Below are 22213 nucleotides of genomic sequence, written 5' to 3'. Positions count from 1 at the left end.
TCCGCGGAGGGCGCCTCCGCGGGTTTTCCGCCTGGCCGGGCGAGGCCGGGCGCCTTACCCCGGCTACCCCAGCGGATCCAGCCGCACCAGCGCGAGCGACAGGTTGTCGCCGCCCCCGCGGGCGCGCTGTCGGGCCTTGCTGATCAGCATCTTGCTGGCGTCGCGCGGGCGCAGGGCATTGGTGATGGTGCCCAGCTCACGGGCGGTGAAGTAGTGCCAGAGGCCATCGCTGCAGACCAGCACGGAGTCGCCGACGTCGAGCTGCTCGACGCGTGCCAGCGTCATTGGCGGGTCCTCGTCGGCGCCCAGGCAGCCGGTGAGCAGGTTGGCGTGCGGGTGGTCGTTGGCCTCTTCCTCGGAGAGGTCACCCTGCTCGACCATGCGCTGCACCAGGGAGTGGTCCAGGGTGCGCATCTGCATCTGTGCGCCCTTGAAGACGTAGACGCGCGAGTCGCCAGCGTGGGCGATGTGGCATTCCCGGTTGGGCAGGACCAGGGCGGCGGCGATCGTGCTGTGCGGCTCCTGCTCGGAGGTGATCGCCGTCAGCTTGATCATCAGGTGCGATTCCTGCACCAGCCGACGCAGCAGGTCCGGGGCGTTGTCGCGGCCGGGGGCGAAGCGTTCGAAGAGCTGCCTGGCGATCAGCAGGACCTGGTCGGCGGCCTTGCGGCCACCGCTCTTGCCACCCATGCCGTCGGCGAGGATGGCAAGCAGGCAGCCTGGCACACGCGGGTGGACGAAGACCTCGACCTGGTCCTGCTGGTAAAGCCGGTCGCCTCGGTCGATGCCGGTGGCCGCGGAGAGGCGATAACCCAGGGACTGCGTCGTCATGCCGAAAACTATAATCGCTTCCCTCGGGCAGCCCTGTTGATGATGCACGACTATGGAAGAGAACCTGCGATCTCCGCAGCGCCGCCTGATCGAGTTGCGCATCGAACATGCCGATCTCGACGACATGATCGACCGCCTGGCGCATGCGGTGCCCATCGATGAGCTGGCGATGCGCCGCTTGAAGAAGCGTCGCCTGCTGTTGCGCGACCAGATCGCGCAGCTGGAAAACGACGTCGATCCGCCCGAGCCGGCATGACGCCGCCTGACCAGGGCGAGCCGTTGCTGCCTCCGATCTCCCTGCTGCGCGACGAGGTGGCACTGGCCTTCTCGGACCAGGGGCCGCTGGCGCGGGCCGATGCGCAGTTCCGCCCCCGCGAGGTGCAGAACGACCTGGCCGATGCGGTGGCGCAGGCGTTGGAGTCGCGCTCGGTGCTGGTGGCCGAGGCGGGCACCGGCGTAGGCAAGACCTATGCCTACCTGGTGCCGCTGCTGCTGTCGGGTCTGCGCGCCCTGGTGAGCACCGCCACCAAGAGCCTGCAGGACCAGCTCTTCCTGCGGGATCTGCCGCGGCTGGTGCGGACTTTCCAGCTGCCGGTGCGCATCGCGCTGCTGAAGGGGCGCAGCTCCTACCTCTGCCCCTACCGGCTGGAGCAGGCGCGCCACGACGCCCAGCTGCCCGATCGCCATTCGGTGCGCATGCTTGCCCGAGTGGAGGAATGGTCGCACACGACGCGCACCGGGGACCTCGCCGAGCTGCCGATGCTCGACGAGCGCTCGCCGGTGATCCCGCTGGTGACCTCCAGCCGCGAGAACTGCCTGGGTAGCGACTGCCCGAAGCTGCGCGACTGCCCCGTGATGCTGGCGCGGCGCGAGGCGCTGCAGGCCGATCTCTGCGTGGTCAACCACCACCTCTTCTTCGCCGACCTGATGGTGCGCGACACCGGCATGGCCGAGCTGCTGCCAACGGTGGACGCGGTGGTGTTCGACGAGGCGCACCAGCTCAACGAGGCGGGGGTGCAGTTCCTCGGCCGCTCGCTGGGGTCGGCGCAGCTGCTGGACTTCACCCGCGACCTGCTCGCCGCAGGCCTGGCGCAGGCCCGGGGCCTGCAGGACTGGCAGGCGTTGGCGGGGCAGGTGGAGATGGCGGCGCGCGAGCTGCGCCTGGCCTGCGCCGGCGGTGGGCAGCGGGGTGTGGGGCGGCTGCGCTGGGAGGAGCGGGGGGGCGATGCAGGCTTTGCCGCCGCGCTCGCTGCGGTGGCCGCTGCCTGTGCGGCGACGCGCGCGGCGCTGTCGGCCGTGGCGGACGCCGCGCCCGAGCTGGCCCGGCTGGCCGAGCGGGCCACGACGCTGGGGGCCACGGCGGCAGGCTTTGGCAAGCCGACGGCGCCGGGTTTCGTGCGCTGGATCGACCTGACCTTGCACCAGGCCCGCCTGGCCGAGGCGCCGCTGGACATCCGTGAGGCGCTGCGTGCCGAGGTGGAGGGTGCCAGCCGCGCCTGGATCTTCACCTCCGCCACGCTGGGCGATGACGAGGAGTTGACCTGGTTCACCCGCAGCGCGGGGGTCGAGGACGCGCGCATGCTGCGCGCCGGCAGCCCCTTCGACTACCCCCGCCATGCGCGGCTGCTGGTGCCGGGGCGCTTCCCCCGTCCCAGCGACCCGGGTCACCCGGCAGCGGTGACGCGCCTGGCGGCCCGCTGCGCCCAGGCGCTGGGCGGGCGGACCTTCGTGCTGACCACCACGTTGCGGGCGCTGCAGACCATCGGCCAGGGGCTGCGCGAGCAGCTCGCCCAGGTGGATCCGCCACTGCAGGTCTTCGTGCAGGGCGAGTCGTCCAAGCGGGCGCTGCTGGCGCAGTACCTGGCCGCGCCGCGGGCGGTGCTGGTGGGCTCGCACAGCTTCTGGGAGGGCATCGACGTGCCGGGCGAGGCGCTGCAGTGCGTGGTGATCGACAAGTTGCCCTTCCCACCGCCGAACGACCCGCTGGTGGAAGCACGCTGCCGCGCCATCGAGGCCGAGGGCGGCAATGCCTTTGCCGATCACTCGATCCCCGAGGCGGCGATCGCGCTCAAGCAGGGCGCGGGCCGGCTGATCCGCAGCGAGACCGACCGGGGCCTGCTGGCGGTGTGCGACAGCCGGCTGGTGACGATGGGCTACGGCCAGCGCCTGCTGGCTGCGCTGCCGCCGATGGGCCTGGTGGACAACGAGGCCGAGGCGCTGGACTGGCTCGCCACGCTGCGGGAGCCCGCATAGCGTCAGATCAGAACGGCCACCAGCCCTTCTGTTGCTGCACCTCGTAGCCGCGTTGCAGCCAGGCGCTCTTCGGATAGTTGTTCTTCAGCACGCGCAGGGCGTCATCGCGCAGCTGCGGCAGGCCGAGTTTCTCGTAGCTGGCCACCATCAGGTACAGCGCCTCCTCGGCCGCGGGCACGCCGCGGTAGTCCTGCAGGGCCTGCTGGGCGCGGTTGGCGGCGGCCACGTAGGCGCCGCGCTCGTAGTAGTAGCGCGCCACGTGCACCTCGTAGCCGGCCAGCGTGGCGATGATGTACTTCATGCGCAGCACGGCGTCGGGCGCGTACTTCGACTCCGGAAAGCGCTCGACCAGCTGCTTGAAGGCCGAGTAGGCGTCGCGCGAGGCCTGCTGGTCGCGCTCGGACAGGTCCTGCTTGATCAGGTTGCCGAACAGGCCCAGGTCGTCGTTGAAGTTGATCAGCCCCTGCAGGTACAGCGCGTAGTCGGCCGCCGGGCTGGTGGGGTGCAGCCTGAGGAAGCGCTCGACCACCGACAGCGCGCGCGCCTTCTCCTGCTGCTTGTAGAGCAGGTAGGCCTGCTCCAGCTGGGCCTGCTGGGCCAGCAGCGTGCCAGCGGCCTGACCTTCGAGGCGCTCATAGAGCTTGATGGCGGCGTCGTAGGCGCCGGCGGCGGCCTCCTCGCGGGCCTCTTCGTACAATTTGGCGACGGCCTTGGCATCGTCGCCCTTCTTGGGGTCGGTTGCGCAAGCGCCGAGCAGCGTCGCCAGCAGCGCCGCCATCACCCACGCGGCGGTCCGGGCGGGCAGGCCCGCACTGAGCTTGAACATGTGTTTCCTGTGTCGCAGCCTTGGTTGGCTGCGCCTGTGACCCATCGAGTGAAGGATTATATGAAGCGCAGTGCGCGCGCCGGGGCAGGGCTTCCCGGGAGCGGGGCGGGTGATCGCGCACCCGGGCAGGCGCGTGCCGCCGTCGCCGACGAGGTGGACGGGCTGGATGAGGGTGTGGCCCTTGACGAGGGCGGGGATGAGGATGGCGGAGAGGACTCCCCCGCGGGCGGTGATGCCGGCCTGCCCGGGGCGGCCGATGGCGAGGCGGCGCACGGTGGGGAGCAACGCCAGGCCCGCGTCGAGGTGACCGAGCACGGCCAGCGGCTGGACGGCTGGCTGGTGGCGCTGGCGCCGGAGTTCTCGCGCAGCCACCTGCAGCAACTGATTGCCGATGGCCTGGTGCGCTGCGACGGCCTGGTGCAGACCAAGCCGTCTCGCAAGGTGTCGGTCGGGCAGGTGATCGAGGTGCTGCTGCGGCCCACCGCGCAGAGTACGGCCTTCCAGGCCGAGCCGCTGCCGCTGTCCATCGTGTTCGAGGACGAACACCTGCTGGTGGTCGACAAGCCGGCCGGGCTCGTCGTGCACCCGGCGGCGGGCCACTGGTCCGGCACGCTGCTCAACGGGCTGCTGGCCCACCACGCTGGCGCGGCGCTGCTGCCGCGCGCGGGCATCGTGCACCGGCTGGACAAGGACACCTCCGGCCTGATGGTGGTGGCCAAGACGCTGGTGGCACAGACCGCGCTGGTGCGCGCGATCGCGGCGCACGAGGTGCGGCGCGAGTACCTGGCGCTGGCGCATGGGCGCCATGCCAGCGGCCTGGAGGTGATCGACCGGCCGGTGGGGCGCGACCCGGTGTCGCGTGTGCGCATGGCGGTGCACCCGGCCGGCAAGCCGGCGCGCACCGACGCGCACTGCCTGGCCAGCGTCGAGTTGCCTGCCGGTTCGTTGGCCACCGGCGGTGGTGGCGCATCGGCCGGCGCCTGGGTCAGCGCCTGGTGCTGCCGCCTGCACACCGGGCGCACGCACCAGATCCGCGTGCACCTGGCGGCCATCGGCCACCCGCTGGTGGCCGATGCGCTCTACGGTGGGCGGCCCCAGCTGGGCCTGGCGCGGCAGGCCCTGCACGCGGCGCGACTGTCCTTCGAGCACCCGGTGCTGGGCGGCTGGCGTGTCTTTTCCGCCGCACTGCCCCCCGATCTGGCGACGGCCTGGCAGCAGCTAGGCCCGGCGGTACTGCGCGCTGCCGCTACAATGCTGGAAAAACGTGACGCATGAGGATGTCTGCGCCGGTCAAGCCGATCTGGGCGGGCATTTGAAGACACCGAGGCGCAACCGCTCCTGGTACACACGGCCCGACCGACGGGCACGCAGGGCGGGAGTGCAGATCCCAGCACGCTGGAACCAAGAAACGACGGCCCCTGGCCGACCCGAGGCGGATGGCGCCGGGTGGCAGGTGTCGATGCCGGTGAGCCTGCCATGGCCCGCCGAAGCAATGAGCCGGCTCAGACCTCCGCGTGGCGAGAGGGTCGAGTCCGGTAGGGTGATCGAACCACAGGGACTTGTGCCCTGATTACCGCCTGTCGGCAAGACGGGCTCATCAGACTGACGAACGGATGGACACGAGGGATGCGAAGCGCGTCCTGGAGACCGCGCTCATCTGCGCGCAGCAGCCCTTGCCGCTGCGCGAGATGCGGGCGCTGTTCGATGGCGCGCTGGGTGCGGATACCCTGCGCATGCTGCTCGACGAGTTGGTGCGTGACTGGTCAGGCCGCGGCGTCGAGCTGGTCAATATTGCCTCAGGCTGGCGCTTCCAGAGCCGGCCCGAGATGCGCCTCTTCCTGGACCGGCTGCACCCCGAGAAACCGCCGCGTTACTCGCGGGCGGTGCTGGAGACACTGGCCATCATTGCCTATCGCCAACCGGTCACGCGCGGCGACATCGAGGAGATCCGTGGCGTGACGGTGAGCACCCAGATCGTCAAGCAGTTGGAGGACCGCGGCTGGATCGACGTGATCGGCTACCGCGAGGCCCCGGGCCGCCCGGCGCTGTACGCCACGACACGGCAGTTCCTGGACGACCTCGGGCTGAAGTCGCTGGACCAGCTGCCCGAAATGGCGGCTGCACCGGGCGTGGCGCCCATGTCGGCGCTCGCCAACTTGGCCCAGCGCCTGCCGCAGCAGGCCTCGCTGCTGGACGAGGTGGCGCTCCCGGCTGCCGACGTGCTCGAAGCGCCGGATCGCTCTTCTTCCGCATCACCGGCCGATGAGGCAGGTGATGCCCCCGCCGATGGTTCTGCCATCGACGCTCCCCTTCCCGCCATCCAGGAGCGGCCCGATGCCGCGGCTGGGGGCTCCGTAGCCTGAGGCTGCACGCATGAACGACATGACTTCCGAATCCCAAGACCCGCATCCGCAGGCCGGTGCCGAGGCTCCTGCAGCCGCGCCCGCGCCCAAGCGCCGCCGCACGACCCGCAAGGTTGAACCGACCTCCGAAGCGACCACCGAGGTGGCCGCCGAGCCGGTCGCCGTGGCCGCTGCCGAACCGCAGCCCGTGGCGGTGCCCGAAGTGGCCCCCGAGGCGCCGGTCAAGCCGCGCCGGGCCCGCAAGACGGCGGCCGCCCCGACGGCGGCCGAGGTCGTGGTGGCTCCTGTGGAGGCCCCGATCGCGGCCCCGATCGCGGCCTCGGTTGAGGCGGCCGTGCCGCCGGCCGATGTGGAGCCGGCCGCGCCCGCCAAGCGCGCGCCGCGCAGCCGCAAGAAGGTGGTCGCCGCGGAGGTGTCGACCGATGCGGTGGTGACGGAGGTCGTGGCAGCCGAGCCGGCGCCGGTCGCCGCGCAGGAGGTTCCGGCCGTGGCTGCCGAAGCGGCCCCGGTGGCAGAGGCCGGTGCACGGGCCGAAGGCCAGGGCGACGACCAGGGTGAGGCCCAGGGCGAGCGTCGCCGCGAGCGGGGCCGCCGCCGTGGGCGCCGCGGCGAGGGCGGCGAGCGTGCCGCCGGTGAAGGCGTTGCTGCCGAAGAGGCCGCGCCGGCGATCTTCACGCTCGGTGATGCCCCCGAGGAGGGCGCGTCCGCCGAGCCGGCGCTGCCGCGTGTGGACGCGCAGGCCCGTTTCAGCGACGTTGTCACCGGCAACTACGACAGTGAAGGCGAGGCTGCGCCCGACGAGGATCCGGGCAAGCGCGTGCTGCGCCCCGAGCCCGAGGCGCCCAAGCTGCACAAGGTGCTGGCGCAGGCGGGCATCGGGTCGCGCCGCGACATGGAGCAGCTCATCGAGCAGGGCCAGGTGACGGTCAATGGCGAGGTGGCCCACGTGGGCATGCGCATCGCCCGCGGTGACCAGATCAAGCTGGCCGGCAAGCCGATCAAGGTGCGCATCGCGCCGCCGCCGGCGCGCATCGTGGCGTACCACAAGCCGGTGGGCGAGGTGGTCACCCACCACGATCCGGAGGGCCGCCCGACGGTGTTCCGCCATCTGCCGCGCCTGCCCAACGGCAAGTGGCTGTCGGTGGGCCGGCTGGACATCAACACCGAGGGCCTGCTGCTGTTCACCAACTCGGGTGACCTGGCCAACCAGCTGATGCACCCGCGCTTCGGCGTGGAGCGCGAGTACGCCGTGCGTGTGCTTGGCATGCTCGACGAGGTGGCGCGCGACAAGCTGCTCACCGGGGTCGAGATCGAAGGTCAGGCCGCTGCCTTCAAGTCCATCGAGGATGGTGGCGGCGAAGGGGCCAACCACTGGTACCGCGTCGTCATCACCGAGGGCCGCAACCGCGAGGTGCGCAAGCTCTTCGAAAGCGTGGGCATGGCGGTGAGCCGGCTGATCCGCATCCGCTATGGCACCGTGGTGCTGCCGCGCGGGCTCAAGCGCGGCGTCTGGGTCGAGCTCGATGACGAGGACGTGCGCCAGATCCGCCGCCTGGCCGGCAACGACCAGGGGCCGCGTGGCGAGCAGGGCGCGCGTGGAGAGCCGGGCGGGCGCGGCGAGCGGCCGGAGCGTGGCGAGCGCTCCGACAAGGGCCGCGGGCGCGGTGCCCAGCATGGTGGCGGCGGGCCCAAGGGGGCGCAGCAGGGCCAGCAGGGTGGTGGTGGCCAGGGCGGGCAGGGCGGCCGTGGCCAGGGTCAGGGCCAGCAAGGGCCGGGCAAGCAGCGCGGCAAGGGCCAGGGCCAGGGCAAGTTCGGCGGCGGTAATGGCGGTCAGCCGGGCCAGTTCGAGCGCGATCAGACACGCGATCCGCGCGAGCAAACCCGCGAGCCGCGTGACCAGCGCGAGACCCGCGGCGATGACTACGACGACGACATCCCGCTGCGCATCCCCAACCCGCTGGAGCAGACCTTTGACCGGCGCTTTGCCACCGGCTCCAAGCGCATCGTGTCAGGCTTTGGCCGCCCGTCCGACCAGGACACCCGGTCCGGCCCGGAGCCGCGCCGCAAGGGCGAGCCCAAGCAGCCCGACCCGATGCAGACCTCGGTGGGTTACATCGGGGCCGATGCCTACTTCGGCCGTCCCGGTGGTGGCCAGGGCAAGAACCGCGGCGGCGGCCGTCGGCGCTGATCGGTCCGGGGCCCAGGCTCACCGCATCAGCGCGTGGCGGCGCTCCAGCGTCACCGGACTGACCGGCGCCGCGGGCTAAAATCAACGGCTTTGCCTTGCAAGGCGGCAGGTGCCGCCTTGCTTCATTTTTTCAGGAGCTCTCCATGGCCATCGAACGCACCCTGTCCATCATCAAGCCCGACGCCGTCGCCAAGAACGTCATCGGCCAGATCTACGCCCGCTTTGAAGGCGCCGGCCTGAAGATCGCTGCCGCCAAGCTGGTGCAGCTGTCGCGTGCCGACGCCGAGCAGTTCTACGCCGTGCACAAGGCCCGCCCGTTCTTCAACGACCTGGTGAACTTCATGATCTCCGGCCCGGTGATGATCCAGGTGCTGGAAGGCGAAAACGCCATCCTGAAGAACCGTGAGCTGATGGGCGCCACCGACCCGAAGAAGGCCGACAAGGGCACCATCCGCGCCGACTTTGCCGACTCGATCGACGCCAACGCCGTGCACGGCTCCGACGCGGCTGAAACCGCTGCCGTCGAAGTGGCGTTCTTCTTCCCCGGCATGAACGTCTACAGCCGCTGAATCCCCTGGCCCCTGCGGGCCGCTGATCCAGCGGCGCGGTCGGGGCGCGCAAGTCGTTACAGTGCGCTCCTACCTGCATCCCTGCCCATGACCGCGGTCAACCTCCTCGATTTCGATCTCGACGGCCTCGCCGCCTACTGCGACTCGCTCGGCGAGAAGCGTTTCCGCGCCGTCCAGCTGATGCGCTGGGTCCACCAGCGTGGCGAGGCGGATTTCGACCGCATGAGCGACCTCGCCAAATCGCTGCGCGCCAAGCTGGCCGGCGTGGCCGAGGTCCGCCCGCTGCCCGTGATTTCCGAGCACCGCTCGGCCGACGGCACCGTCAAGTGGCTGTTCGACGTGGGGGCGGGCAACGCCGTCGAGGCGGTGTTCATTCCCGAGGACGACCGCGGCACGCTGTGCGTCTCCTCCCAGGCCGGCTGTGCAGTCGGCTGCCGTTTCTGCTCCACCGGGCACCAGGGCTTCTCCCGCAACCTGACGACAGGCGAAATCCTGGCCCAGCTCTGGCATGCCGAGCGCAGCCTGCGCCGCGCTGGTGCGGCGCGCCCGGGCCCCGATCCGCGCGTCATCACCAACGTGGTGATGATGGGCATGGGTGAGCCACTGCAGAACTACGCCGCGCTCGTGCCGGCGCTGCGCGTGATGCTCGACGACCATGCCTATGGCCTGTCGCGCCGCCGCCTCACCGTGTCCACCTCCGGCATCGTGCCGATGATGGACCGCCTGCGTGAGGACCTGCCGGTGGCGCTGGCCGTGTCGCTGCATGCGCCGGACGACGCGCTGCGCGACCAGCTGGTGCCGATCAACCGCAAGTACCCGCTGGCCGAGTTGCTGGCGGCCTGCCAACGTTACCTGGAGCGCGCGCCGCGCGACTTCATCACCTTCGAGTACTGCATGCTCGACGGCGTCAACGACAGCGATGCCCATGCGCGCGCGCTGCTGGCGCTGGTGTCGGCGCGCGGCCCAGTGGGTCGCCTGCCCTGCAAGTTCAACCTGATTCCCTTCAACCCCTTCCCGCAGTCGGGCCTGCGCCGTTCGCCCAACGAGCGGGTGCAGGCCTTTGCCCAGGTGCTGATGGACGGTGGCATCGTCACGACGGTGCGACGCACGCGCGGAGACGACATCGACGCCGCCTGCGGCCAGCTCGCCGGCGAGGTGCAGGACCGCACCCGCGTGCAGGAACGCCTCCTGGTGCGGGGCCCGCTGCCGCGCGCCGCGGCCGCCCGTGCGCCCAATGCTTGATGCCTGATGCCATGCAGGAAGGAATGTCGATGTCACTGCGCCAGGTTGCCTTGATCCTCTTCGCAGGACGTGCCAGCCGGCTTGTGCTGCCGGCCCTCTGCGCTGCGTCGATGGCCCTGACCGGCTGCGTCGCGATGTCCGAGGGGGGCACCAGTGCGGCGTCGCCAGCCCCCTCGGGTGGCTTGGGCGGCCGTGGCGACCTGGTGACCGCGTCGGACGAGACCGACCTGGCCAAGCGGGCGCGCATCCGGCTGGAGCTGGCCTCGGCCTATTTCAGCCAGGGCCAGACTGCGACCGCGCTGGACGAGGTCAAGCGGGCGCTGGCCATCGATGCGGACAACGCCGGCGCCTACAACCTGCGCGGCCTGATCTACGCCAGCCTGGGCGAGCATGCCCTGGCCGAGGACAGCTTCCGGCGTGCACTCGCCCTGCGCCCGGACGATGCCGATGCGCTGCACAACTATGGCTGGTACCTCTGCCGGCAGCGGCGCTTCCCGGAGGCCCGCAGCCGGTTCGAGGCGGCCCTGGCGGTGCCGCAGTACCGTGAGGCCAGCCGCACCCTGCTGGCGCAGGGCGTGTGCGAGGCCGCAGCCGGCGACCTGGCCACCGCCGAGAGACTGCTGCTGCGCAGCTACGAGATCGATGCGGGCAACCCCTCCACCGCCTTCCAGCTGGCCGAGGTGCTGCTGCGCCGCAACGAGGCGGAGCGGGCGCGTTTCTATGTACAGCGCGTCAACCAGGTGCCCGAGCTGGTGAACGCGCAGACCCTGTGGCTGGCCGCACGCATCGAGCGCCGCCGCGGCAACCTGGCCGGCGCCGAGGAGTGGGGCCAGCAGCTGCGCTCGCGCTACCCGAACGCGCGGGAAACCACCGCGTATGAGCAAGGAAAGTTTGATGACTGACGTCGACCCGACCGCCATCGCTGTAGCGCCCGGACCCGTGTCCGAGCCTGCGGGTGCGTCTGCCGGGACCCTGCTGCGCCTCGCGCGCGAGGCGCAGGGACTGGACCTGGACCAGCTCGCCCTGCTGCTGAAGGTGCCGGTGCGCAAGCTCGAGGCGCTCGAGGCCGACCAGTTCGACCAGCTGCCGGGCACGGCCTTCGTGCGCGGCCTGTCGATGTCGGTGGCCCGCCAGTTGGGCATCGACGCGCAGCCCGTCCTGGCCGCGCTGCCCAGCACCGCCCAGGCGCCGCAGGCGCTGGAGAACGTCTCGCGCGGGTTGGCCACACCGTACCGCGAGCCGATCAGCCGGGTGATGACCGCAGGGGTGTCGAACTGGCTGCGCCCGGCCGTGATCGCGCCGGTGCTGCTGCTGCTGCTGGCCCTGCTGTTCTGGTTCGCGCCGCCGCTGCGCACGATGTTCACCGCGGTGGGGGGCAGCGTGGCCGAAGGGGCGGACGCGGCAGCCAGCACGGCGGCGGACCTGTCTGCCTCCGGCGTGGCGCTGGCGGTGCAGGCGGCCTCGGCAGTGCCGTCGGTGGCCGCGTCGGCGGTTGGCCTGCTGGCGCCGTCGGCGGCGTCCACGGCACCCCCGCCAGTGCCCAGCGCGGTGGTCGACACGGTGCATTCCGCGCCCCAGGACGAGCCCAGCGCCTCGGCGCCCGTGGCGGCAGCGTCCGGCTCGGTGGTGCTGCGCACCACGGCGGAGTCCTGGGTCGAGGTGCGCGACGCCAACGGTGCGGCGCTGCTGTCGCGCATGCTGCTGCCGGGCGAGGCGGTGGGGCTCAATGGGGCGCTGCCGATGAAGCTCAAGATCGGCAACGCCGATGGCACCCGCGTGAGCCTGCACGGCCAGCCGGTGGATCTGCAGCCGTTCACGCGCGACAACGTCGCGCGCCTGGAACTGAAGTGAGGCCCGCGATGGCGGACGAAGCAAGTTTGCAGCCGGCCGAGGCCGCCCCCATCCCGCTCGGCGAGCCGGCCGCGCGCCGCAGCCTGCAGGCCCGCGTGGCCTGGGGCTCGCGCGTGGTGACGGTGGGTGGCGATGCGCCGGTGCGCGTGCAGTCGATGACCAACACCGACACGGTGGACGTGATCGGCACGGCCATTCAGGTCAAGGAGCTGGCGCTGGCGGGCTCCGAGCTGGTGCGCATCACGGTCAACACGCCCGAGGCGGCGCAGGCCGTGCCGGCGATCCGCGAGCAGCTTGACCGCATGGGCGTCGACGTGCCCCTGATCGGCGACTTCCACTACAACGGCCATACGCTGCTGACGCAGCACCCGGAGTGCGCCGCGGCGCTGTCCAAGTACCGCATCAACCCGGGCAACGTCGGCAAGGGTGACAAGCGCGACCGCCAGTTCGGCATGATGATCGAGGCCGCCCTGCGCCACGACAAGCCGGTGCGCATCGGCGTCAACTGGGGCAGCCTGGATCAGGACCTGCTCGCGCGCCTGATGGATCAGAACCACGCCCGCGCCCGGCCCTGGGAGGCCCGTCAGGTGATGTACGAGGCGCTGATCCAGTCGGCCCTCGACTCGGCCGCCTACGCGGTGGAGCTTGGCATGAGCGCGAACCAGGTGCTCATCAGCTGCAAGGTCAGCGGGGTGCAGGATCTGGTCGCGGTGTACCAGGAGTTGAACAAGCGCTGCGACTATCCGCTGCACCTGGGTCTGACCGAGGCCGGCATGGGCACCAAGGGCACCGTGGCCTCGGCGGCGGCGCTGGCGGTGCTGCTGCAGCAGGGCATCGGCGACACCATCCGTGTCAGCCTCACGCCGCAGCCCGGCGAGGCGCGCACGCAGGAGGTGGTGGTGGCGCTGGAGCTGTTGCAGGCGCTGGGCCTGCGCACCTTCGTGCCCAGCGTCACCGCCTGTCCAGGCTGCGGGCGCACCACCAGCACCACCTTCCAGGAGCTGGCCAAGCAGATCGACGACTACTTGCGTGCCAGCATGCCGGTCTGGCGCGCGAAGTACCCGGGCGTCGAGCGCCTCAAGGTCGCGGTGATGGGCTGCATCGTCAACGGCCCCGGGGAGAGCAAGCACGCCGATATCGGCATCAGCCTGCCCGGTACCGGCGAGGCACCGGCCGCGCCCGTCTTCATCGACGGTGAAAAGGCGCTGACGCTGCGTGGCGAGGGCATCGCCACCGAGTTCCAGGCCATCGTCGACCGCTACATCGAGCGGCGCTTCGGCGCGGCCACCGACGCGCATTGAGGTACCGGGCACTGCCGCAGCCTTTGCGGCCGACGCTGCCACCGCCACCTGATGCCACCGAATGACCCGGCCTGCCGCCACGCAGGCCCCTTTGCCGTTTCCGCCATGGCCGAACCCTCCAAATCCGCCGCCCCCGAGAAGCTGCTCGCCGTCAAGGGCATGAACGACATCCTGCCGGCCGGCGTGCCGCGCAAGGAGCGCCTGCCCGACTCCGCGCTGTGGCGCTGGTTCGAAAACACCGTGCAGGCCGTGCTGGCGCGCCACGGCTACCAGTCCCTGATGACGCCCATCGTCGAGCCCACGTCGCTGTTCGTGCGCGGCATCGGCGAGGCCACCGACATCGTCGAGAAGGAGATGTACTCCTGGGAAGACGCGATGAACGGCGACCGCCTGACGCTGCGCCCGGAGATCACCGCCGGCATCGTGCGGGCGATGGTCGAGCACAACGCGCTGTACAACGGCCCCCTGCGCGTGTGGTCGATCGGCCCGGTGTTCCGCCACGAGCGCCCGCAGAAGGGTCGCTACCGACAGTTCCACCAGCTCGATGTCGAGGCGCTGGGCTTCGCCGGCCCGGACGTGGATGCCGAGTTGATCCTGATGCTGCGCCAGCTCTGGCAGGCGCTGGGCCTGAAGGTCGGCAACGGGGCCGACTGCCACGTGCGGCTGGAACTCAACAGCCTGGGCCAGCCGGCCGAGCGCGCCGCGCACCGCGCTGCGCTGATCGCCTACTTCGAGGCCCACGCCGACCAGCTCGACGAGGACGCGCGGCGGCGCCTGCACAGCAACCCGCTGCGCATCCTGGACACCAAGAACCCGGCGATGCAGGCGCTGGTCGAGGCCGCACCGAAGCTGCAGGAACACCTGGGCGACGAGTCGAAGGCGCACCTGGCGGCGGTCTGCGCCGTGCTGGATGCGGCCGGGCTGCCGTACCGCATCAACCCACGCCTGGTGCGCGGCCTGGACTACTACAACCTGACGGTGTTCGAGTGGGTCACCGAGCAACTCGGCTCGCAGGGCACGGTCTGCGGGGGCGGGCGCTACGACGGCCTGTTCGAGCAGCTGGGCGGCAAGCCCACCCCGGCCATCGGCTTCGGCCTGGGCATCGAGCGGCTCCTGCTGCTGTTGCAGGAAATCGCCGTGCCGGTGCCGGGCAGCGGCCCGGACGCCTATGCCATCCTCCCCGACGCGGCGGCGCTGCCGCAGGCGATGGTGCTGCTCGATGCGCTGCGTGCGGCCGGTGTGGCGGTGCAGATGCACGCGGGCGGCGGCTCGTTCAAGTCCCAGTTCAAGAAGGCCGATGCCAGCGGCGCCCGCTGGGCGCTGATTTTCGGCGGCGACGAACTGGCCCAGGGCATGGTGGCGGTCAAGGCGCTGCGCCAGGCGCCCTGCAGCGAGTCCACCGGGCCGCAGCAGACCCTGCACCCGGTGGCCGACCCCGCTGCCTGGGCCGCCCTGCTGCGTGCCTGAGCGGGCGCTGCCACCCTCCTCACCGGGCGCCGCGATAATCGCGCCGCCTCCTTCATTCGCGCGACCCTTTCGCGAGACCTTCCAGCATGGCCACCTCCCTCGATCTCGAAGAACAGGAACAGCTTGACCAGCTCAAGCACTTCTGGCGCACCTACGGCAACCTGATCACCTGGACGATCACGCTCTGCCTGGCCGCCTATGCCGGCTGGATGGGCTGGCAGTGGTGGCAGCGCGACCAGGCCGCCAAGGCCGGCGGCATGTTCGGCGAGCTGGACCGTGCGGTGCAGGTGGGCGACTTGGGCCGCAGTGCCAAGGTCTTCGCCGACCTGCAGGAGCGTTTCCCCTCCACCACCTACGCCGCCCAGGGTGCGCTGCTGACGGCGCGCCTGCAGTTCGACAAGGGCCAGGTGGACGCGGCCCGTGGCACGCTGGGCTGGGCGGCGGAGAAGGGCGTTGACGCCGAGTACCGCACCGTTGCGAAGCTGCGCCTGGCGGGCGTGCTGATGGACCAGAAGAAGTACGACGAGGCCCTGGCCCAATTGGCCGGTGACCTGCCGGAGGCCTTCGCCGCGCTGGCGGCCGATCGCCGTGGCGACATCCGCCTGGCCCAGGGCAAGCGCGACGAGGCCATCGCGGCCTACCAGCAGGCCTTCAAGGCGATGGAGCCGACGGCCGACTACCGCCGCCTCGTCGAGGCCAAGCTGGTCTCGCTGGGGGCCGCGCCGACCGGCGGGGCGTCCGCTGTAGCGGCGGCCAGCGCTGGCGGGACCAAGCCGTGAGCCGCGCGGGCAGCACCGTGGGCGCAGGCGTGATCCGCGCGGCGCTCGGGATGGGCGTGCTGCTGTCGGCCTTCTGGCTCGCCGGCTGCTCGGCCGACAAGCCGCCGCCGACGCCGCTGGAGGCCTACACGCCGCGCATCGCCGGCAAGCAGGTCTGGGAGCGCAGTCTGGGTACGCCCGCACCGCACCTGAGCGTGGCGGTGGTGGAGGGGCGCTTCCTGCTCGCCTCGCGCAGCGGCGAGATCGTCACCCTTGACGCGACCAGCGGTGCCGAACTCAGCCGCGTGAGCATCCGCGGGCGGGTGCTCGCTGGCGTTGGTGCGGACAGCCGCTTTGCGGCCGTGGTGACCGACGCCAACGAGCTGGTGGTGGCCGACGCGAAGCAGGAGCGCTGGCGCATCGCGCTGCCCTCGCCGGTGGTCACCGCACCGTTGGTCGCGGGAGGGCGGGTGTTCCTGCTCGCGGTGGACCGCAGCGTGTCGGCCTACGACGTGCTTGACGGGCGCCGGCTCTGGACCTACGCCCGCCCGGGCGAGCCGCTGGCCCTGAGCCAGCCGGGCGTGCTGCTGCCCTACAAGGACACACTGCTGGTGGGCGTGGGGTCGCGGCTGGTGGGGCTCGATCCGCTGCAGGGCACGGTGCGCAGCGACACGCTGCTGGCCACGCCGCGTGGCACCAATGAGGTGGAGCGGCTGGCCGACCTGGTCGGCCCGGCTGCACGCGCAGGAGAGACGGTCTGCGTGCGCTCCTTCCAGGTGGCGGTGGGCTGCCTGAGTGCCGAGCGCGCCAGCCTGCTGTGGTCGCGCAACCAGGGCGGCTTTCAGGGCCTGGCCGTGGATGCCGACCAGGTCTACACGGCCGACGCCAACGACCGCATCAGCGTCTGGAAGCGCAGCAGCGGCGACCTCGCCTGGACCACCGAGCGCCTGCGCCACCGCGGCCTGAGTGCGCCGCTGGCCGTGGGCAGCACGGTGCTGTTCGGCGATGCCGAGGGCTGGATCCACTTCCTCGGCCGCGAGCGTGGCGAGACGCAACTGCGTCTGCCCACCGACGGCAGCCCCGTCGTCGCGGCGCTGGTGCGCTCTCAGACCACTGTGCTGGCAGTCACCCGCAAGGGCGGTTTGTTTGCCTTCCGGCCGGAGTGAACGCGCCGCTCGCCCGAGCGCGCGCAGCCACACCGGCCCTTTTTCCCGTTCCCTGACTTGCGGACCTGTTGCATGAAACCCGTCATTGCCCTCGTGGGCAGACCCAACGTGGGCAAGTCCACCCTGTTCAACCGCCTGACCGGTACGCGCGACGCCATCGTGGCGGACTACGCCGGCCTGACGCGCGACCGCCACTACGGTGACGGCAAGGTCTCTGGCCACGAGTTCATCGTGATCGACACCGGCGGCTTCGAGCCCGATTCGGACGCTGGCATCTTCCAGGAGATGGCCAAGCAGACCCGCCAGGCGGTGGCCGAGTCGGACGCGGTGATCTTCGTCGTCGACGTGCGTGCCGGCCTGTCGGCGCAGGACCATGACATCGCCCGCTACCTGCGCACCGTGGGCAAGCGCGTGCTGCTGGCGGCCAACAAGGCCGAGGGCATGAAGGACGCGCCGCAACTGGCCGAGTTCCACGAGCTGGGCATCGGCGAGCCGATCGCGATCTCCTCGGCGCACGGCCAGGGGGTGCGCAGCCTCGTCGAGCTGGCGCTGCAGGACTTCACGCCGCCCGAGGACGAGGACGACGAGGACCCCGACGGCGAGCGCGAGAACCGGCCCACCCGCCTGGCGGTGGCCGGGCGCCCGAACGTCGGCAAGTCCACCCTGATCAACGCCTGGCTGGGCGAGGAGCGGCTGGTGGCCTTCGACCTGCCGGGCACCACGCGCGACGCGATCCACGTGCCCTTTGAGCGGGGCGGCAAGCGCTACGAGCTGATCGACACCGCCGGCCTGCGCCGCAAGGGGCGGGTGTTCGAGGCGATCGAGAAGTTCTCGGTGGTCAAGACGCTGCAGGCCATTGCCGACGCCAACGTGGTGCTGCTGCTGATCGACGCGGTCGAGGGCGTGTCCGACCAGGACGCGCACATCGCCGGCTACGCGGTCGAGGCTGGGCGCGCCATCGTGGTGGCGATCAACAAGTGGGATGCGATCGACAGCTACCAGCGCGAGCGGCTGGAGCGGTCGATCGAAAGCCGGCTGGCCTTCCTCAAGTTTGCGCCGGTGCTGCACATCTCGGCCAAGCGGCGCCAGGGCCTGGGGCCGCTGTGGAAGGCAATCGATGATGCCTGGTCCTCGGCTACACGCAAGATGACCACGCCGGTGCTGACGCGGCTGATCATCGAGGCGGTGCAGTTCCAGCAGCCGCAGCGTGCTGGTGCCTTCCGGCCCAAGCTGCGCTACGCCCACCAGGGTGGGCAGAACCCGCCGGTGGTGGTGATCCACGGCAATGCGCTGGAACACGTCACCGACAGCTACAAGCGCTACCTCGAAGGGCGCATCCGCGAGCACTTCAAGCTCACCGGCACACCGCTGCGCATCGAGATGCGCAGCTCCGACAACCCGTTCGCCAAGAAGGACGGCTGAGGACGGCGGAGGTCGGTTTGCCCAATGGGCCCCCGTGCCGGCCGGCCATGCCGGGGTGTGATAACGTGCAGACTCGTGTTTCTACTTCTTCCAACACGGAGAATATCGTGAGCAACAAAGGGCAACTGCTACAAGACCCCTTCCTGAACCTCCTGCGCAAGGAGCATGTGCCGGTGTCGATCTACCTCGTCAACGGCATCAAGCTCCAGGGCCACATCGAGTCTTTTGATCAGTATGTGGTTCTGCTGCGCAACACCGTCACGCAGATGGTCTACAAGCACGCGATCTCCACTGTCGTGCCTGGCCGTCCGGTGAACTTCCACGCCAACGACGCGCAGGACGGCATTTGAGCGCCCTGAGCGCTCCCACACGACGCACGCCACCTTCATCATCTTGACGGAAACGGACGTCTCTTCCACCCCGCGGGCGGTGCTCGTCGGGGTGGATTTCAATTCAGGGTCCTCCTTCGACCCGACGCTCGACGAACTGGCCCTGCTGACCGAGTCAGCCGGCGACCAGCCCGTCGCGCGGATCATCGCCCGTCGCCGTGCGCCGGACCCGGCGCTGTTTGTCGGTTCGGGCAAGGCCGACGAGATCAAGGGCCTGGTCGACCTGTACCAGGCGCACTGCGTCATCTTCGACCAGCCGCTTGGGCCCGCCCAGCAACGCAATCTGGAGCGCCACCTCGGTGTCGAGGTGCTCGACCGCACCGGCCTGATCCTGGAGATCTTCGGTGCCCGGGCGCGCAGCCACGAGGGCAAGCTGCAGGTCGAACTCGCGCGGCTGCAGTACCTCTCCAGCCGCCTGGTGCGGCGCTGGACCCACCTGGAGCGCCAGCGCGGCGGTGTCGGCCACCGCGGCGGCCCGGGCGAGACCCAGCTGGAACTCGACAAGCGCATGATCACCGTGCGCATCAAGTCGGTGAAGGACCGGCTGGAGAAGGTCAAGCGCCAGCGCAACACCCAGCGGCGCGCGCGCGAGCGCCACGGCACCTTCCGCATCTCGCTGGTGGGCTACACCAACGCGGGCAAGAGCACGCTGTTCAATGCGCTGGTGAAGGCGCAGGCCTACGCTGCCGACCAGCTTTTCGCCACGCTGGACACCACCACGCGCCAGCTCTACCTGGAGCAGGCACAGCGCAGTGTGTCGCTGTCGGACACGGTCGGCTTCATCCGCGACCTGCCGCACAGCCTGGTCGAGGCCTTCCAGGCCACGTTGCAGGAAGCGGCCGACGCGGACCTGCTGCTGCATGTGGTCGATGCCGCCAGCCCGCAGTGGCTGGAGCAGATCCACGAGGTGCAGCGCGTGCTGCACGAGATCGGCGCGGGTGGGGTGCGGCAGCTGCTGGTGTTCAACAAGATCGATGCCGTCGAGGAAACGGCGCGTTCGCGCGTGCGGGCCGACCACTACGAAGTCGAGCCTGGCCGGGTCGTGCCGCGCTGCTTCCTCAGTGCGCGCAGCGGCGAAGGACTGGATGCACTGCGCGCGGCGATCACGCAGGAGGTGCTGAGCGCGCTGGCCGATCCGGGCGAAGCCCCGGCCGATCCGCGTTTTTCGCCCGTCGAGGCCCCCCCCATCGATGGCAACGGATAGGTCGCCGGGCGAGGTGGTCACGAAAGCCGCGACAATGCGCCCCGCAATGCCGTCTGATCCGTCTGCTTCGCCATGTGTGGCGGTCCCTTTCAGCGCGAGAATTTCACTTTCGGAATGACACACCCCATGGATGCACGAACCACGCACCCCGGCGCTGCCTGGCGGGCCGCGGCCGGCTCCGGCCTGCGTCTGGTGGCCGGCGCCGCGCGTCTGGCCCTGCTGCCGCGACGTGCGGCCGGCCAGGCCGAGGGCGCGACCTGGATGAGCAATGGCCGCAACGAGGGGCCACCCGACCTGGATGAACTCTGGCGCGACTTCAACAAGAAGCTCGGCGGCCTGTTCAACAACAAGGGTGGCGGCCAGCCGCCGCGCACGCCCGAGGGGGGCTCCGGCGGCGGGGACCCGGGTGGCCCGTCCGACCGGCGCATCGCCGGCATCGGCGGGGGGCTGATCACCGGTGTGGTGGCGCTGCTCTGGTTGGGCAGCGGCTTCTTCATCGTGCAGGAAGGCCAGCAGGCGGCGGTGCAGACCTTCGGCAAGTTCAGCCGCACGGTGGACGCGGGCATCCAGTTCCGCTGGCCCTATCCCTTCCAGTCGCATGAGACGGTCAATGTCACGCAGACGCGTTCCACCGAGGTGGGTCGCAACGCGGTGGTGCAGGCCACCGGCCTGCGCGACTCGTCGATGCTGACGCAGGACGAGAACATCGTCGACATCCGTTTCACCGTGCAGTGGCGGCTGAAGGAGACGCGCGAGTTCCTGTTCGAGAACCGCAACGTCGAGGAGGCCGTCCAGCAGGCGGCGGAGTCGGCGGTGCGCGAGATCGTCGGCCGTTCGTCGATGGACTCGGTGCTCTACGAGCAGCGCGACGCCATCGCGGTGGACCTGGTGAAGTCGATCCAGGCCCAGCTGGACCGGCTCAAGGCCGGCATCCTGGTGGTCAACGTGAACGTTCAGAGCGTGCAGGCGCCCGAGCAAGTCCAGGCGGCCTTTGACGATGCCTTCAAGGCGGGTGCCGATCGCGAGCGCCTGAAGAACGAGGGCCAGGCCTACGCCAACGACATCATTCCGCGTGCACGCGGCACCGCAGCGCGGCTGAAGGAAGAGTCCGAGGGCTACCGTGCCCGCGTGATCGCCCAGGCCGAGGGCGACGCCGAGCGCTTCCGCTCGGTGCTGACCGAGTACCAGAAGGCGCCGGCCGTGACGCGCGACCGCCTCTACATCGACACGATGGCGCAGGTCTACTCCAACGTGAGCAAGGTCTATGTCGACGCGCGCAACGGCAGCAACCTGCTGTACCTGCCGCTGGACAAGCTGATCCAGCAGTCAGGTGCCGGCGCGGTGCCGGTGCCGGCGCCCGCCGCCGCGGCGTCCGAGCCGGCCGCTGCCGGGGGAGCCATTGATGTGCGCTCGCGCGACGGCCAGCGCGGCCGCGACCGCGACAGCCGCTGAGTCCGGGGAGCCAGAGCAACATGAATCGAATCGGTCTGATCGTCGTCGGCATCGTGCTGGTGCTGATGACTGCCATGTCGACCCTCTTCGTGGTCGACCAGCGCAACTTTGCCGTGGTGTATTCGCTGGGCGAGATCAAGGAGGTCATCGCCGAGCCCGGCCTGAAGTTCAAGCTGCCCCCGCCGCTGCAGAATGTCGTGTTCGTCGATCGGCGTACACAGACGCTCGACAGCCCGGAGACGCGGCCCATCTTCACCGCCGAGAAGCAGAGTCTGGTGATCGACTGGCTGATCAAGTGGCGCATCACCGAACCGCGCCAGTTCATCCGCAACACCGGCGTGGACCTGCGCAATGCCGAGGCGCGCCTGTCGCCCATCGTGCAGGCGGCGTTCAACGAGGAAGTCACCAAGCGCACTGTGCGCGCGATGCTCTCCACCGAGCGTGACAAGGTCATGCAGGGTGTGATGCAGCGCCTGGCCGACGATGCCAAGAACTTCGGGATCCAGATCGTCGACGTGCGCATCAAGCGGGTGGACTTCGCCGCGACGATCACCGAGTCGATCTATCGGCGCATGGAGTCCGAGCGCAAGCGGGTGGCCAACGAACTGCGTTCGCAGGGTGGCGCCGACGGCGAGAAGATCCGTGCCGACGCTGAGAAGCAGCGCGAGGTCATCCTCGCCGAGGCCTATCGCGAGGCGCAGAAGGTCAAGGGCGAGGGCGATGCGAAGGCGTCTGCGATCTATGCGGAGTCGTTCGGGCGTGACCCGCAGTTTGCGCAGTTCTACCGCAGCCTCGAGGCCTACCGGTCCACCTTCCGCAGCAAGTCGGACGTGATGGTGCTGGACCCCAGCAGCGACTTCTTCAAGGCCATGCGTGGTGCCAGCGGCGGTGGTGCTGCTGCGGCGAGCCCGCGCGGCAAGTGAGGCGCCTG

20 protein-coding genes are annotated in these 22213 nt (G+C 70.4%); 18 read left to right on the top strand and 2 right to left on the bottom strand.

Annotated elements, in window-relative coordinates; genetic code table 11:
* Positions 1-63: 63 nt before the first annotated feature.
* The gene (locus NGK70_RS18640; protein WP_251969981.1) at positions 64-831 is read right to left on the bottom strand and encodes a PP2C family protein-serine/threonine phosphatase; all 768 of its coding nucleotides are present in this window, start codon (positions 829-831) and stop codon (positions 64-66) included.
* A 52-nt stretch (positions 832-883) separates the two neighbouring features.
* On the opposite strand from NGK70_RS18640, the gene NGK70_RS18635 reads away from it, so the two are divergent.
* Positions 884-1087, top strand: a complete 204-nt coding sequence (locus NGK70_RS18635) for a YdcH family protein (RefSeq protein WP_251969980.1) — start codon at positions 884-886, stop codon at positions 1085-1087.
* Positions 1084-3084: a DNA repair helicase YoaA gene (yoaA, locus tag NGK70_RS18630; protein WP_251969979.1), complete on the top strand. Its 2001-nt coding sequence runs from the start codon at positions 1084-1086 to the stop codon at positions 3082-3084. Before NGK70_RS18635 ends, yoaA begins: the two co-directional genes overlap by 4 nt.
* A 7-nt stretch (positions 3085-3091) precedes the next feature.
* On the opposite strand, the gene NGK70_RS18625 is transcribed toward yoaA, so the two are convergent.
* The gene (locus NGK70_RS18625) at positions 3092-3910 is read right to left on the bottom strand and encodes an outer membrane protein assembly factor BamD (protein ID WP_251969978.1); all 819 of its coding nucleotides are present in this window, start codon (positions 3908-3910) and stop codon (positions 3092-3094) included.
* A gap of 60 nt (positions 3911-3970) precedes the next feature.
* Here NGK70_RS18625 and NGK70_RS18620 point away from each other — a divergent pair, with 60 nt between their 5' ends.
* From NGK70_RS18620 to hflC, 16 genes are all read left to right on the top strand, one after another.
* Complete coding sequence (locus NGK70_RS18620) at positions 3971-5185, top strand: RluA family pseudouridine synthase (protein WP_251969977.1); 1215 nt, start codon at positions 3971-3973, stop codon at positions 5183-5185.
* A 338-nt stretch (positions 5186-5523) separates the two neighbouring features.
* Entirely contained in the window at positions 5524-6273 is a 750-nt protein-coding gene (gene scpB, locus NGK70_RS18615; protein ID WP_251969976.1) for an SMC-Scp complex subunit ScpB, read from the top strand.
* Between the two features lie 10 nt (positions 6274-6283).
* Positions 6284-8461 carry a pseudouridine synthase gene (locus tag NGK70_RS18610; RefSeq protein WP_251969975.1) on the top strand — a complete coding sequence of 726 codons (2178 nt, stop codon included), beginning with the start codon at positions 6284-6286 and terminating at the stop codon, positions 8459-8461.
* A gap of 143 nt (positions 8462-8604) precedes the next feature.
* Positions 8605-9030 carry a nucleoside-diphosphate kinase gene (ndk, locus tag NGK70_RS18605; RefSeq protein WP_251969974.1) on the top strand — a complete coding sequence of 142 codons (426 nt, stop codon included), beginning with the start codon at positions 8605-8607 and terminating at the stop codon, positions 9028-9030.
* Between the two features lie 87 nt (positions 9031-9117).
* Positions 9118-10272: a dual-specificity RNA methyltransferase RlmN gene (gene rlmN, locus NGK70_RS18600; protein ID WP_251969973.1), complete on the top strand. Its 1155-nt coding sequence runs from the start codon at positions 9118-9120 to the stop codon at positions 10270-10272.
* Between the two features lie 29 nt (positions 10273-10301).
* Complete coding sequence (gene pilW / locus NGK70_RS18595) at positions 10302-11174, top strand: type IV pilus biogenesis/stability protein PilW (protein ID WP_251969972.1); 873 nt, start codon at positions 10302-10304, stop codon at positions 11172-11174.
* The gene (locus NGK70_RS18590; protein WP_251969971.1) at positions 11167-12123 is read left to right on the top strand and encodes a helix-turn-helix domain-containing protein; all 957 of its coding nucleotides are present in this window, start codon (positions 11167-11169) and stop codon (positions 12121-12123) included. The genes pilW and NGK70_RS18590 overlap by 8 nt, the downstream gene beginning before the upstream one ends.
* 8 nt (positions 12124-12131) lie before the next feature.
* Positions 12132-13424 (top strand): flavodoxin-dependent (E)-4-hydroxy-3-methylbut-2-enyl-diphosphate synthase, encoded by a 1293-nt coding sequence (gene ispG / locus NGK70_RS18585; RefSeq protein ID WP_251969970.1) that lies wholly within the window; start codon positions 12132-12134, stop codon positions 13422-13424.
* A gap of 105 nt (positions 13425-13529) precedes the next feature.
* Complete coding sequence (gene hisS / locus NGK70_RS18580; protein ID WP_251969969.1) at positions 13530-14891, top strand: histidine--tRNA ligase; 1362 nt, start codon at positions 13530-13532, stop codon at positions 14889-14891.
* Between the two features lie 86 nt (positions 14892-14977).
* Positions 14978-15670, top strand: a complete 693-nt coding sequence (locus tag NGK70_RS18575; protein ID WP_251969968.1) for a YfgM family protein — start codon at positions 14978-14980, stop codon at positions 15668-15670.
* A complete protein-coding gene (locus NGK70_RS18570; RefSeq protein WP_251969967.1) occupies positions 15667-16815 on the top strand; it encodes an outer membrane protein assembly factor BamB in 1149 nt (382 codons plus the stop codon). Before NGK70_RS18575 ends, NGK70_RS18570 begins: the two co-directional genes overlap by 4 nt.
* Before the next feature lie 72 nt (positions 16816-16887).
* A complete protein-coding gene (der, locus tag NGK70_RS18565; protein WP_251969966.1) occupies positions 16888-18237 on the top strand; it encodes a ribosome biogenesis GTPase Der in 1350 nt (449 codons plus the stop codon).
* Positions 18238-18344: 107 nt separating this feature from the next.
* A complete protein-coding gene (hfq, locus tag NGK70_RS18560; protein ID WP_428985532.1) occupies positions 18345-18587 on the top strand; it encodes an RNA chaperone Hfq in 243 nt (80 codons plus the stop codon).
* 43 nt (positions 18588-18630) lie between these two features.
* Positions 18631-19830, top strand: coding sequence for a GTPase HflX (gene hflX, locus NGK70_RS18555; protein ID WP_251969964.1), 1200 nt, complete (start codon positions 18631-18633; stop codon positions 19828-19830).
* Between the two features lie 261 nt (positions 19831-20091).
* Complete coding sequence (hflK, locus tag NGK70_RS18550; protein WP_251973828.1) at positions 20092-21282, top strand: FtsH protease activity modulator HflK; 1191 nt, start codon at positions 20092-20094, stop codon at positions 21280-21282.
* Positions 21283-21302: 20 nt separating this feature from the next.
* Positions 21303-22205 (top strand): protease modulator HflC, encoded by a 903-nt coding sequence (gene hflC, locus NGK70_RS18545; protein WP_251969963.1) that lies wholly within the window; start codon positions 21303-21305, stop codon positions 22203-22205.
* Positions 22206-22213: the final 8 nt, after the last annotated feature.

It is taken from the genome of Sphaerotilus microaerophilus, from assembly GCF_023734135.1.
Taxonomy (GTDB): domain Bacteria; phylum Pseudomonadota; class Gammaproteobacteria; order Burkholderiales; family Burkholderiaceae_C; genus Sphaerotilus; species Sphaerotilus microaerophilus.
The sequence above is the reverse complement of the archived record's forward strand: the minus strand, read 5'-3'. Positions and strand labels throughout refer to the sequence as shown.